Genomic DNA, 13105 nt, shown 5'->3' on the forward strand with positions numbered 1-13105 from the left:
CTGCGCCTGCGTGTCAGGCGCGGACGGCGCCGGCGCCTCCTCGGTGACCGCATCGGCTCGGGCGGGTGCGGCCGCCGCCCCGGACCCACTGGTGGTGATCTCGGGCCAGCCGGTCGCCCGGACTCGCGGCCCCCCGGCGTACTGGGAAAGGATCTGCAGGCTCATGGGGGTAGCCTATCGCCTCCCCCGCCCCGCTTCCGCCGGGACTCCCGCGAACCGGCGAACCGGAGTCCGGGCACCGGCTGCGGCGGACGACACACTTCCGGATACTGGGCGCCATGAGAGCCATAGAGATCTCCAGGCACGGCGGACCCGAGGTGCTCACACCGGTCGAGGCGGGTGTCCCCTCACCCGGACCGGGCGACGTGGTCGTCCGCACCACCGCGATCGGGGTCAACTACATCGACACCTACTTCCGCGAGGGCACCTACGCCCGGGACCTGCCGTTCGTCCCCGGCAGCGAGGGGACGGGAGTGGTCGAGGTGCTCGGCGAGGGGACGCCCGACCTGATGGTCGGCGACCGGGTGGCGTGGTGCCAGGTTCCCGGGTCGTACGCCCAGTACGTCGTCGCGCCCGCCGAGTCGCTGGTGACGGTGCCGGAGGGCATCGACGACGAGGTGGCGGCCTCGATGCTGCTGCAGGGGCTCACAGCGCATTACCTCATCACCGACACCCACCGGGCCCTACCCGGCGACACCGTGCTGATCACCGCGGGTGCGGGCGGGGTCGGGCAGCTGCTCATCCAACTGGCCGTCGCCCACGGCCACCGGGTGATCACCACGACCTCGACCGAGGAGAAGGCGGACCTGTGTCGCGAGCTGGGGGCGCACCACGTGCTGCTCTATCCCGACGCGACCCCGGAGAGGATCCGCGAGCTCTCCGACGGCGGTGTCTCCGTGGTGTTCGATGGCGTGGGCCGGGACACCTTCGACGACAGCCTGGCCTCGCTGGCCCGCCGCGGGACCCTGGTCCTGTTCGGCGCGGCGAGCGGTCCGGTCCCGCCGGTGGACCCCCAACGACTCAACGCCGCGGGCTCGGTGTTCCTCACCCGCCCGAGCCTGGGTGACTTCATCGCCGGGACCGGGGAGTTCCGTGAGCGGGCCGACGAGGTCCTCGAGGGGATCGTCGACGGCTCGCTCCGGTTGTCGGTGGGCGCGACGTTCGGATTGTCGGAGGCGGCGGAAGCGCACCGGGCGCTGCAATCCCGGCAGACCACGGGTTCGGTCGTCCTCGACCCCGCCCGCTGAGCGCCCTCGACCCCGCCCGCTGAGGAGGGCGGGGGTGGGTGATCAGGCGATCGGGAAGATCTCCGCGATCGTCTGGAGTCCGAGGACCGCGTCGACGGACAGTGCGACGAACACCCCCGCCAGGTAGTTGTTCGACAGGATGAACAACTTGAGGGGCTTGACCTCCACCCCGCGCCGCACACCGGCCTCGAGGCGGTGTGCCATGACGATGAACCACACTCCGAAGCCGAGGGCGCCGGCCGCGTACACCCAGCCGGCGGCGGGGATCAGGGCGAACGTGCACAGGACGGTCACCCAGGTGTAGATGGTGATGCGCCGGGTGACCCCCTCGGCGGACATGATGACCGGGAGCATCGGCACTCCGGCGGCCTCGTAGTCCTCCTTGTAGCGCATCGCGAGCGCCCAGGTGTGCGGTGGCGTCCAGAAGAAGATGATGAGGAACAGGACGATCGCCTGCCACCAGTTGTGCGCCTGCCCCTCGGGGAGGTGATCGGTGATCACGGCCCACGACACCAGGACCGGCATGCATCCCGCGGCCCCGCCCCACACGACGTTCTGGGCCGTGCGGCGCTTGAGGATCATCGTGTAGACGAACACGTAGAAACAGATGGTCAGCAGGATGAAGAACGCGGCCAGCCAGCTCCCGGCCAGCAGACCCAGCCACAGCATGCTCGAGACGCCGAGCAGCAGACCGAAGACCAGTGCGGCCCGGGTACTGATCGCGTGACGCGCCAACGGCCGACGCTCGGTTCGCTTCATGACCTTGTCGATGTCGGCGTCGACGACCATGTTGAGCGAGTTGGCGCTGGCCGCGCCCAGCCAACCGCCCACCAGGGTGAGCAGAACCAGTGAGAGGTGAACGTTGCCGCGGTCGGCCTGGAGGAGGGCGGGGATGGCGGCGACGAGCAGCAACTCGATGACGCGCGGCTTGGTGAGGGCGATGTACGCCATCACCACGTCGACCGCGCGGGCTCGCCCGCTCGCCGGAGCCGGCCGCCCCGTGGACTCTGGAGGGGAGACTGATGGCCCCCCACTCCGGGTCGGGGTGGAATCGTGCACCGGAACTCCTCGCAGCAGACGTCAACGTACTACTGAGCCGATACTACGTCCCCCCTGCGCGGTCCGCGAAAGAGCGGGGGCGGGGACCGCACGCCCCGCCGTGCCCGCGACCACTAAGGTGGTTCACGACATACGCGCGGATCCGCGCCGCACCCTCAGACCCGGGAGAACCACAAGTGACCAGCGCGTCGGAGATCACCGAGCTCACCACTGCACGCCACCCGTCCGACTGGACCGAACTCGACACCCGCGCCGTCGACACCGCGAGGGTCCTCGCCGCCGAGGCCGTGCAGCGTTGCGGTAGCGGCCACCCGGGCACCGCGATGAGCCTCGCGCCGCTCGCCTACACGCTTTACCAGCGCATCATGCGGCACGATCCCTCCGATCCCACGTGGGTCGGCCGGGACCGCTTCGTGCTGTCCTGTGGACACACCTCTCTCACCCAGTACATCCAGCTGTACCTCGCCGGCTTCGGGCTGGAGCTGGACGACCTCAAGGCGCTCCGGACCTGGGGATCCAAGACCCCCGGACATCCGGAGTGGCGGCACACCGACGGCGTGGAGATCACCACCGGCCCGCTGGGTCAGGGGCTGGCCTCCGCGGTGGGCATGGCGATGGCGGCACGCTACGAGCGCGGACTGTTCGATCCGGAGACGCCGTCGGGCAAGAGTCCGTTCGACCACTTCATCTACGTGATCGCCTCCGACGGCGACGTGCAGGAGGGGGTCACCGCCGAGGCCTCCTCGCTCGCGGGCACCCAGCAGCTCGGCAATCTCATCGCGATCTACGACGACAACGAGATCTCGATCGAGGACAACACCCGGATCGCCCTCAACGAGGACGTCGCAGCGCGCTACGAGGCGTACGGCTGGCACGTCCAGACGGTGAACGGCGGTGAGGACGTGGCCGCCATCGAGGAGGCCATCGCCGACGCGCGTGCGGTCACCGACAAGCCGTCGCTGATCGTCCTGCGCACGATCATCGCCTTCCCGGCGCCGACCATGATGAACACCGGGGCCTCGCACGGTGCGGCGCTCGGCCAGGACGAGGTCGACGCCGTGAAGGAGGCGCTCGGCATGGGCGGCACCGAGCCGTTCACGGTGGAGGACGAGGTGATCTCCCACACCCGGGCCGCCCGTGACAGGGGTGCCCGCGTCCACGCGCAGTGGAGCGACATGTTCCACGCCTGGGCGGAGGCGAACCCGGAGCGCAAGGCCCTGTTCGATCGCCTGTACTCGGGCGAGCTCCCCGACGGATGGGATGCCGGGCTCCCCACGTGGGACGCCGATTCCAAGGGAGTCGCCACGCGTAAGGCGTCCGCCGAGGCCATCCAAGCCCTGGGCGCCACCCTCCCCGAGTTGTGGGGCGGCTCCGCGGACCTGGCCGGCTCCAACAACACGCCCATCAAGGGCGCGGACTCCTTCGGCCCGTCCTCCATCTCGACCGACACGTGGACCGCGTCCCCGTACGGACGCAACCTGCACTTCGGCGTCCGTGAGCACGCCATGGGCGCGATCCTCAACGGCATCGCCCTCCACGGTCCCACCCGGCCCTACGGCGGGACGTTCCTGATCTTCAGCGAGTACATGCGTCCGGCCGTCCGGCTCGCCGCGCTCCAGGGGAGCAACGCGTACTACGTGTGGACCCACGACTCGATCGGGCTCGGCGAGGACGGCCCCACCCATCAGCCGGTCGAACAGTTGGCGGCGCTGCGCGCCATCCCGGGTCTGGCGATCCTGCGTCCGGCCGACGCCAACGAGACCGCGGCGTCGTGGCGCGCCATGCTCGAGGCTCTCGACGGGCCCAAGGGTCTGTGCCTGACCCGTCAGGACGTCCCGGTGCTCGAGGGCACCAAGGAGCTCGCCCGCGAGGGGGTCGAGCGCGGAGGTTACGTCCTCGCCGAGGCCTCGACCGGGACCCCCGAGGTGATCCTCATGGGCACCGGGTCCGAGGTGCAGCTGGCCGTGCAGGCCCGCGAGGTCCTCGAGGCCGAGGGCGTGGCGACCCGTGTGGTCTCGATGCCGTGTGTCGAGTTCTTCGATCAGCAGGACGCCGGGTACCGCGAGTCGGTGCTCCCCCGCTCCGTCCGCGCGCGGGTCAGCGTCGAGGCCGGCATCGCGATGCCGTGGCACCGGTTCCTCGGCGACGCCGGCCGCGCCGTCTCACTCGAGCATTTCGGCGCCTCGGCGCCCTACCAGACCCTGTTCACCGAGTTCGGGATCACCGCCGACGCGGTGGTCTCCGCGGCCCGCGAATCCCTCGCGGCCGCTGCCGGGGAGGCATCATGACCAACGCCAATCTCGCTGCCCTGAGCGCCGCCGGCGTCTCCGTGTGGCTCGACGATCTGTCCCGACAGCTCCTGTCCTCCGGCGAGCTCGAGAAGCGGATGTCCGCCTATTCGATCGTCGGTGTGACGACCAACCCGGCCATCTTCCAGTCGGCGCTGGCCGACTCGTCGGCGTACGAGAGCGCGCTCACCGAGGCGGTCCGCGCCGACCGCGACGTGGATTCCGTCGTGCGGGCCCTGACCACGTCCGACGTCCGCGACGCGTGTGACGTGCTGGCCGACGTCCACCGCGCGACCGACGGGGTGGACGGCCGCGTCTCCCTCGAGGTGGATCCCGGCCTGGCCCACGACACCGCGGCGACCGTGACGCAGGCGGTGGAGCTCTCCGAGGTGGTGGACCGCCCGAACGTCATGATCAAGATCCCCGCGACGTCGGCGGGGCTGCCGGCCATCACCGATGTCATCGGCAAGGGCATCGACGTCAACGTCACGCTGATCTTCTCGGCGGACCAGTACCGCGCGGTGGCGGAGGCGTACCTGACCGGACTCGAGCAGGCCGCTGCCGCCGGTCACGACCTGTCCACCATCCACTCCGTGGCGTCCGTGTTCGTCTCCCGGCTCGACACCGAGATCGACTCGCGACTCCCGGAGTCGTCGGAGCTGCGGGGCAAGGCCGGGCTGGCCAACGCGCGCCTCTGCCAGGAGGTCTACGAGGAACTGTTCGACCCCGAGGGACGCTTCGGGGCACTCGCCGATCGCGGAGCCCGTCCCCAGCGTCTCCTGTGGGCCTCGACGGGGGTCAAGGACCCGGCGTACCCCGACACGCTGTACGTGACCGGTCTGGTGACCCACGGGACGGTCAACACCATGCCGTTCGGCACCATCGAGGCGTTCGCGGACCACGGTGTCGTCGAGGGCGACACGGTCCGGGGCACCGCCGAGGAGTCCCGGGCCACCCTCGACGCACTGCGCGCCGAGGGGATCGACCTGGACGAGGTCTTCACCCTCCTCGAGCAGCAGGGCGTGCAGAAGTTCGTGACCGCCTGGGACGACCTGGTGGACACGGTGAGGGCGCGGATCGACGAGATCCCGACGGGGTCGTGATCGGCCCGGACGACGGGGCGACTTCGGTCAGCGAGGTCGCGGGCGGCGCCCCCGAGGGGTGGGCCAACCCGCTCCGTGATCCCCGGGATCGTCGGCTCCCCCGGATCGCGGGACCGTCCGGTCTCGTGATCTTCGGTGTGACGGGCGACCTGTCCAAGAAAAAACTCATCCCCGCGATCTACGACCTGGCCAACCGTGGCCTGCTCCCGCCGGGGTTCTCCCTGATCGGCTTCGGCCGCCGACGGTGGACCCACGACGAGTTCGCCGCGTTCGCCCGTGAGCAGGCCCGCGAAAGGTGCCGGACCCCGTTCCGCGAGGACGTGTGGGAGCAGCTCGCCGCCGGACTGCGGTTCGTCACCGGGACATTCGACGACGACGAGGGCTTCGACGATCTGGCGGACCAGCTGGGGGCACTCGAGGCCGAACGTGGGACCGCAGGCAACTACGCGTTCTACCTGTCCATCCCCCCGGATGACTTCCCGATCGTCTGCCGGCACCTCGATCGCACGGGGTGCACCCGCGGCCCGGAGGGGTCCTGGCGCCGGGTGGTCATCGAGAAGCCCTTCGGGCACGACCTGGCGAGCGCCCGCGAACTCAACGCGGTCGTGGGTGCGGTCTTCCCCGAGGACTCGGTCTTCCGGATCGATCACTACCTGGGCAAGGAGACCGTCCAGAACATCCTCGCGCTGCGCTTCGCCAACCAGCTCTTCGAGCCGGTGTGGAACGCCAACCACGTGGATCACGTCCAGATCACCATGGCCGAGGACATCGGACTGGGTGGTCGGGCCGGCTACTACGACGGCATCGGCGCGGCCCGCGACGTCATCCAGAACCACCTCATCCAGTTGATGGCGTTGGTCGCGATGGAGGAACCGACCGATTTCTCCGCTGCCGCGTTGCGGGCGGAGAAGACCAAGGTCCTCGAGTCGACCTCGTTGGCACTGCCGATTGCCGAGACGGCCGCGCGTGGTCAGTACGCGGGTGGCTGGCAGGGGTCCGAGCAGGTCGTGGGACTGAAGGACGAGGAGGGGTACGACCCCTCCTCGGCCACCGAGACTTACGCTGCGATCACCCTCGAAGTCCACAACCGCCGATGGGCGGGGGTCCCCTTCTATCTCCGCACCGGCAAGCGGTTGGGACGACGGGTCACCGAGATCGCGGTGGTCTTCCGGCGCGCTCCGCACCTGCCTTTCGACGCGACCATGACCCAGGAGCTTGGGCAGAACGCGCTGGTCATCCGGGTCCAGCCCGACGAGGGTGTCACGTTGCGCTTCGGCTCCAAGGTCCCCGGCACCGCCATGGAGGTCCGGGACGTCAACATGGACTTCGCCTACGGTGAAGCGTTCACCGAATCCTCCCCCGAGGCCTACGAACGTCTCATCCTCGACGTCCTGCTGGGCGAGCCCTCGCTCTTCCCGGTCTCCCGCGAGGTCGAGCTGAGCTGGCAGCTCCTCGACCCGGTCCTGCAGGAATGGGAGTCGGACGGGACACCGGAGCAATACCAGGCCGGGACGTGGGGGCCGAAGGGCGCCGACGAGATTCTGGCCCGGAGTGGCCGCGCATGGAGGCGACCGTGATCATCGACCTACCCGACACCTCCACCCGCGGGATCGCCAAGAAGCTCGTGCAGATCCGCGAGGAGGCCGGGCTGAGCACGATCGGACGGGTGCTCACGCTGATCGTGATCACCGATCACGTCCGGGGCAGCGAGTCCGCGATCGAGGCGGCCAACGAGGCCAGCCGGGAGCATCCGTGCCGGGTCATCGTGGTGATCCGCGGACCTCGCGCGGACGCCGACAGGCTCGACGGTCAGATCCGCGTCGGCGGTGACGCCGGGGCGGCGGAGGTCGTCGTGCTGCGCACCTCCGGTGCGATGGCCTCCCAGTCGGCCTCCCTCGTCACGCCGTTGCTGCTGCCGGACACCCCGCTCGCCGTGTGGTGGCCCCGCCACTCCCCCACGTTGTTGTCCGAGGACAGGGTGGGCAGGCTCGCGAAGCGCCGGATCGTCGACTCCGACGCGGAGGGGCATCCCACCGATGCGCTGGCGAAACGGGCGGCCGGTTACTCCCCGGGCGACACCGATCTGGCGTGGGCGCGCATCACCCACTGGCGTTCCCTGCTCGCGGCGACCCTGGACCGTCCGCCCTTCGAGCGCATCACCGGGGCGACGGTGTGCGGCCCGGAGCGGGCGGCGTCGGTGGACCTGGCCGGTGGATGGCTGGCGTCCCGGCTCGGGATCGACGTCCTGCGGGCCGTCGGCCCGAGGATGGTCGTCCTGGAGCGGGCCTCGGGCTCCATCGTCCTCGAGCAGATCAGCGCGACCTCCGCCGAGCTCCGCATCACGGGTCAGGCGCCCACACGGGTGGCGCTCGTCGGCCGCAGCGTCGCCGACTGTCTCTCGGAGGAGCTACGGCGGATGGACACCGACGGCGTGTACGCCGATGCGTTGGCCAATCATGACCGTGTCATCTACACCTCTGCCTCGGTTCGCTGAGCAGGGGACCCGGACCTCGACGTCACTTCCCCACCGGACCACCACCACAGGAGCGCCGATGTCAGTCACACGCCATCTCGTACACCCGGATGCGGACACCCTCGCCGAAGCGGCAGCCCTCGCCGTCGTCGGGCACCTCAACGAACGGATCGCCACCGCCGGGACCGCGACGCTGTCCCTGACGGGCGGCTCGGTGGGGGTGAAGACCGCGGCCGCACTCGCCGGGGCCGATGTCGACTGGTCACGCGTGACCATCTACCTGGGTGACGAACGCTTCGTCCCGGCAGACGACCCCGAGCGCAACGACGGGCAGCTCGACGACGTCCTGCTCCGCACCGTGGGCGACCGCGCCACCGTCCACCGCTGGCCGGCCCGCGGACCGGAGTTCGAGGACGTCGACGCCGCGGCCGAGGCGTTCCTCGCCGCAGTGGACCTCCCCGGGGACGACGAGCCGCTGTTCGACGTCACCCTCCTGGGCATGGGACCCGAGGGGCACATGAACTCGATCTTCCCGCACACGCCGGCGGTCGCCGAGACCGAGCGGCTCGCGGTGGGCGTGCGTGACTGCCCCAAGCCGCCACCGGAGCGACTGACCTTCACCCTCCCGGCGGTGCGCAGGTCGAGGCACGTGCTCGTCGTGGCCGCCGGGGACGGGAAGGCGGAGGCGGTGGCCAGGGGCCTGGGCGGGGCGGACCCCGCGGACTGGCCCGTCGCCGGTGCCGTGGGCACCGAGTCGACCACGTATCACCTGGACGGACCGGCCGCCTCGATGGTGCTCTGAGAACAGGAACGGGGCGCGTCTCATCCACCCGGTGGAAGAGACGCGCCCCGTCGTCGGCCCGGCCGGTGGGGCCGCGCCGGGGACCGGTCGGTCAGCCGAACCTGACCATGAGGCCGACCGCCACGATGGCGATGACCCAGAGGATCGCGACGACCACGGTGACCCGGTCGAGGTTCCGCTCGACCACGCTGGACCCGGAGAGGCTGGACTGGACACCGCCACCGAACAGCGACGACAGGCCGCCTCCCTTGCCGCGGTGCAGCAGGATGAACAGCATCAGCAGGAGGCTGGTGGTGATGAGGAAGATGTCCAGGGCGAGCTTCATGTAGGGATCGTGCCTCACGTCGGGTCGGGCGGTCGGGTGCGACCGCTACAGACTACCCGGTCGGGTGTCCGCGGCGAATCCCGGCACGCCCGACCCCGCGGGGCCGGGCGCGCCGGAGTGGGCGGTGTCAGGGCAACGGGCCACCGGCGGCGATCGCCGACAGCTGGGCGAACTCGTCCGGCTTGAGCGACGCGCCTCCGACCAGACCACCGTCGACATCGGGCTGGTCGAGCAGCTCGCCGATCGTGGAGGCGTTGACGCTGCCGCCGTACAGGACCCGCATCTGCTCGGCCGTCGCGTCATCGGCCAGATCGGCCAACGTGGAACGGATGGCGGCGCAGACCTCCTGGGCATCGGCGGCGGACGCGGTCTTGCCGGTCCCGATCGCCCACACGGGCTCGTAGGCGATCACGGTGGAGGCCAGCTGGTCCGTGGACAGTCCCGCGAGCGATTCGGAGAGCTGGTTCACGACGAAGTCGACGTGGTCCCCTGCCTCCCGCACCTCGAGCTTCTCGCCGACACACACGATCGGCGTCAACCCGTGCCGGTGGCAGGCGGCGGCCTTGGCCGCGACGAGTTCGTCGGACTCCGCGTGGTAGTCACGGCGCTCGGAATGGCCCACGACGACATAGGTGCAGCCGAGCTTGGCGAGCATCCCCGCCGAGATCTCGCCGGTGTAGGCACCGGACTCGTGGACCGAGACGTCCTGCGCGCCGTAGGCGAAGCCCAGCTTGTCGCCCTCGATGACGATCTGGACGCCACGGATGTCCGTGAACGGGGGGATGAACGCCACGTCCACCTTCTCCAAGTACTTGTCCGGGAGTGCGAAGGCGACCTTCTGGACGAGTGCGATGGCCTCGAGGTGGTTGAGGTTCATCTTCCAGTTGCCGGCGATGAGCGGGGTGCGTGCCATGTTCTCTCCTGTGGTCTCGTCGGTCTTCAGTTGCTGCGCTCGAGGGCGGTGACGCCGGGCAGCTCCTTGCCCTCCAGGTACTCCAGCGAGGCGCCACCCCCGGTGGAGATGTGGGAGAAGTTCTCCTCCCCGAGACCCAGGGTGCGGACGGCCGCGGCGGAGTCGCCGCCGCCGACCACCGAGAACGCGCCGTTCTTCGTCGCGGTGATGATGGCCTCGGCGACACCGCGCGTCCCGGCGGAGAACGCCTCGAACTCGAACACGCCCATGGGGCCGTTCCAGAAGACGGTCTTGGCGGCGGAGAGCTTCTCGCTGAACGCCTTCACCGACTCGGGGCCGATGTCCAGGCCCATCTTCCCCTCCGGGATGGCCTCGGCGGAGACCGTGGAGTGCGCGGCGTCGGCGGCGAAGCCGTCGGCGGCGACCACGTCCACGGGCAGGCTGATCACGTCGCCGAACTTGGCGAGCAGGTCCTTGCAGGTGTCGATCATCTCCTCCTGCAGCAGTGAGGAGCCGACCTCATGGCCCTGAGCGGCGAGGAAGGTGAAGCACATGCCGCCGCCGATGACCAGGGTGTCGACCTTGGGCGCCAGGGCCTCGATCACGGCGAGCTTGTCGGACACCTTGGAGCCGCCCAAGACGACCGCGTAGGGGTGCTCCGGGTCGCCGCTGAGGTTCGCGAGGACCTCGACCTCGCTCTGGACGAGGTCGCCGGCGTAGGCCGGGAGGACCTTGGCGACGTCGTACACCGACGCCTGCGCGCGGTGGACCACCCCGAAACCGTTGGAGACGAACGCCCCGTCCTCGCCCACCAGGCTCGCCAGCTCGGCCGCGAACTCGGCCCGCTGCGCCTCGTCCTTGCTCGTCTCGCGCGGGTCGAACCGCACGTTCTCCACCAGGAGCACGTCCCCGTCGGTCAGGCCGTTGGCTCGCTCGCGGGCGTCCGACCCCACCACGTCACCGGCGAGCTGGACGTAGCGCCCGAGCTCGTCACCCAGCTTCTCCGCCACGGGGGCGAGGGAGAACTCGGGGTCGGGCTCACCCTTCGGGCGGCCGAGATGCGCGGTGATCACCAGCGCTGCACCGGCGTCGAGAAGAGCGTTGAGCGTGGGCAGCGAGGCGGTGATCCGGCCCGCATCGGTGATGGTCGAGCCGTCGAGCGGGACGTTGAGGTCGCAGCGGACGAGGATCTTGCGACCCTCTACGCCGGCATCGAGCAGGTCGTTGAGCGTGCTCACGGCCATGTGGTGGGACTCCTGTCGGAAGAACGGTGGTGATGGTGGGTGGTGCTGCCGGTCCATGTGCTCCGGGCCCGGCCGGGACGCTGTGGGCGTTCCCGGACCGGGCCCGGATCGTCGTACTGGGGATGTCAGTCCCGAGGGGTCTTAGAGCGACTTGCCGACCAAGCCGATGATGTCGGCGAGGCGGTTGGAGTAGCCCCACTCGTTGTCGTACCAGGAGGCGATCTTGATCTGGCCGTCGATCGCCTTGGTCAGCGGCGCGTCGAAGATGGACGAGTGCGGGTCACCGACGATGTCGGAGGAGACGATGGGATCCTCGGTGTACTTGAGGATGCCCTTCATCGCGCCCTCGGCGGCGGCCTTGACCGCGGCGTTGACCTCGTCGACCGAGGCCTTCTTCTCGAGCTCGACCGTGAGGTCGGTGAGCGAGCCGGTGGGCAGCGGGACGCGCACGGCGTAGCCGTCGAACTTACCCTTGAGCTCGGGCAGGACCAGCGCGACGGCCTTGGCCGCACCGGTGGAGGTGGGCACCATGTTGATGCCGGCGGCGCGGGCGCGGCGCATGTCGCTGTGGGGCGCGTCCTGGAGGTTCTGGTCCTGCGTGTAGGCGTGGATCGTGGTCATGAGGCCCTTGACGATCCCGAACTCGTCGGAGAGGACCTTGGCGACCGGCGCGAGGCAGTTGGTGGTGCAGGAGGCGTTGGAGATGATCGTCTGCGAGCCGTCGTACTCGTGGTCGTTGACCCCCATGACGATGGTGATGTCCTCGTTCTTGGCCGGCGCCGAGATGATGACCTTCTTGGCACCACCCTCGAGGTGGCCCTTGGCCTTCTCGGCGTCGGTGAAGATGCCGGTGGACTCGACGACGACGTCGACACCGTAGTCTCCCCACGGCACGGACGCGGGGCCCTCCTTGACCGCGAGGGCGCCGATCTTGGTCCCACCGACCGTGATCGACGAGTCGTCGAACGTGACCTCCTTGCCCAGGCGACCCAGGATGGAGTCGTACTTGAGCAGGTGAGCGAGCATGTCCTTCGTGGTCAGGTCGTTGACGGCCACGATCTCGATGTCCGTCTTGCCCTCGGCCTTGAGAGCCTCCACCGCGCGGTAGAAGTTGCGGCCGATACGTCCGAATCCGTTGATGCCTACGCGCACGGTCACGTGTTGTCTCCTTATTGGTGGTGCGAGAACGCTTGATGTCACCGGGGCCGGGTGGAGCCCGGGACGTGACCCAGACTACCCGGCGTGGACCGCTCCCGCGCAGGGTGCTGCCGGGGTGGATCAGCCTTCGTCGAGCATGTCCTCGGTCACCACGGACTCGGTGTCGGGGATCCCGAGCTCGGCGGCTTTGCGGTCCGCCATGGACAGCAGTCTCCGGATGCGCCCCGCGACCGCGTCCTTGGTCATGGGCGGTTCCGCGAGCTGCCCGAGCTCCTCCAGCGACGACTGGCGGTGCTGGACGCGCAGTTCACCGGCGGCGAGCAGATGGTCCGGCACGTCCTCGGCGAGGATCTCGAGGGCGCGCTGGACACGGGCGGCCGCGGCCACGGCGGCCCGGGCCGAGCGCCGCAGGTTGGCGTCGTCGAAGTTGGCCAGCCGGTTGGCGGTGGCGCGGACCTCGCCGCGGGAGCGGCGCTCCTCCCAGATGTCCCTG

The 13105-nt window shown here is 69.9% G+C and carries 12 protein-coding genes; 6 read left to right on the forward strand and 6 right to left on the reverse strand.

Annotated elements, in window-relative coordinates:
- Positions 1–278: 278 nt before the first annotated feature.
- A complete protein-coding gene (locus tag G6024_RS09410) occupies positions 279–1247 on the forward strand; it encodes a quinone oxidoreductase family protein (RefSeq protein WP_159148564.1) in 969 nt (322 codons plus the stop codon).
- A gap of 42 nt (positions 1248–1289) precedes the next feature.
- Here the strand turns inward: G6024_RS09410 and G6024_RS09415 are convergent, their stop codons facing one another.
- Positions 1290–2306 carry a heme o synthase gene (locus G6024_RS09415; RefSeq protein WP_256385623.1) on the reverse strand — a complete coding sequence of 339 codons (1017 nt, stop codon included), beginning with the start codon at positions 2304–2306 and terminating at the stop codon, positions 1290–1292.
- Positions 2307–2482: 176 nt separating this feature from the next.
- On the opposite strand from G6024_RS09415, the gene tkt reads away from it, so the two are divergent.
- From tkt to pgl, 5 genes are read left to right on the forward strand one after another with little or no spacing between them, the layout of a single operon-like run.
- Entirely contained in the window at positions 2483–4594 is a 2112-nt protein-coding gene (gene tkt / locus G6024_RS09420) for a transketolase (RefSeq protein ID WP_096905445.1), read from the forward strand.
- A complete protein-coding gene (gene tal / locus G6024_RS09425) occupies positions 4591–5697 on the forward strand; it encodes a transaldolase (RefSeq protein WP_096905444.1) in 1107 nt (368 codons plus the stop codon). The genes tkt and tal overlap by 4 nt, the downstream gene beginning before the upstream one ends.
- Positions 5694–7274 carry a glucose-6-phosphate dehydrogenase gene (zwf, locus tag G6024_RS09430; RefSeq protein WP_159148565.1) on the forward strand — a complete coding sequence of 527 codons (1581 nt, stop codon included), beginning with the start codon at positions 5694–5696 and terminating at the stop codon, positions 7272–7274. Before tal ends, zwf begins: the two co-directional genes overlap by 4 nt.
- Positions 7259–8191, forward strand: a complete 933-nt coding sequence (locus G6024_RS09435) for a glucose-6-phosphate dehydrogenase assembly protein OpcA (RefSeq protein ID WP_096905442.1) — start codon at positions 7259–7261, stop codon at positions 8189–8191. Before zwf ends, G6024_RS09435 begins: the two co-directional genes overlap by 16 nt.
- 58 nt (positions 8192–8249) lie before the next feature.
- Positions 8250–8972, forward strand: coding sequence for a 6-phosphogluconolactonase (gene pgl / locus G6024_RS09440; RefSeq protein WP_159148566.1), 723 nt, complete (start codon positions 8250–8252; stop codon positions 8970–8972).
- Between the two features lie 91 nt (positions 8973–9063).
- Here pgl and secG read toward each other — a convergent pair whose 3' ends face one another.
- The 5 genes from secG to whiA form a co-directional block, all read right to left on the reverse strand.
- Positions 9064–9297 carry a preprotein translocase subunit SecG gene (gene secG / locus G6024_RS09445; protein WP_067716343.1) on the reverse strand — a complete coding sequence of 78 codons (234 nt, stop codon included), beginning with the start codon at positions 9295–9297 and terminating at the stop codon, positions 9064–9066.
- A gap of 127 nt (positions 9298–9424) precedes the next feature.
- Positions 9425–10210 (reverse strand): triose-phosphate isomerase, encoded by a 786-nt coding sequence (gene tpiA, locus G6024_RS09450; protein WP_067716347.1) that lies wholly within the window; start codon positions 10208–10210, stop codon positions 9425–9427.
- Between the two features lie 26 nt (positions 10211–10236).
- Entirely contained in the window at positions 10237–11454 is a 1218-nt protein-coding gene (locus G6024_RS09455) for a phosphoglycerate kinase (protein WP_159148567.1), read from the reverse strand.
- A gap of 141 nt (positions 11455–11595) precedes the next feature.
- Positions 11596–12612, reverse strand: a complete 1017-nt coding sequence (gene gap, locus G6024_RS09460) for a type I glyceraldehyde-3-phosphate dehydrogenase (protein ID WP_159148568.1) — start codon at positions 12610–12612, stop codon at positions 11596–11598.
- Between the two features lie 120 nt (positions 12613–12732).
- A partial coding sequence (gene whiA, locus G6024_RS09465; RefSeq protein ID WP_159148569.1) for a DNA-binding protein WhiA occupies positions 12733–13105 on the reverse strand: 373 nt, incomplete at its 5' end.

This window comes from Dietzia maris, from assembly GCF_014144855.1.
GTDB classification, from domain to species: domain Bacteria; phylum Actinomycetota; class Actinomycetes; order Mycobacteriales; family Mycobacteriaceae; genus Dietzia; species Dietzia kunjamensis.

Bases quoted from the DNA above. Each gene is read 5' to 3' on its own strand.
- G6024_RS09410 (WP_159148564.1), top strand. From the start codon at position 279: ATGAGAGCCATAGAGATCTCCAGGCACGGCGGACCCGAGGTGCTCACA.
- tal (WP_096905444.1), top strand. From the start codon at position 4,591: ATGACCAACGCCAATCTCGCTGCCCTGAGCGCCGCCGGCGTCTCCGTG.
- G6024_RS09435 (WP_096905442.1), top strand. From the start codon at position 7,259: ATGGAGGCGACCGTGATCATCGACCTACCCGACACCTCCACCCGCGGG.
- pgl (WP_159148566.1), top strand. From the start codon at position 8,250: ATGTCAGTCACACGCCATCTCGTACACCCGGATGCGGACACCCTCGCC.
- secG (WP_067716343.1), bottom strand. From the start codon at position 9,297: ATGAAGCTCGCCCTGGACATCTTCCTCATCACCACCAGCCTCCTGCTG.
- tpiA (WP_067716347.1), bottom strand. From the start codon at position 10,210: ATGGCACGCACCCCGCTCATCGCCGGCAACTGGAAGATGAACCTCAAC.
- G6024_RS09455 (WP_159148567.1), bottom strand. From the start codon at position 11,454: ATGGCCGTGAGCACGCTCAACGACCTGCTCGATGCCGGCGTAGAGGGT.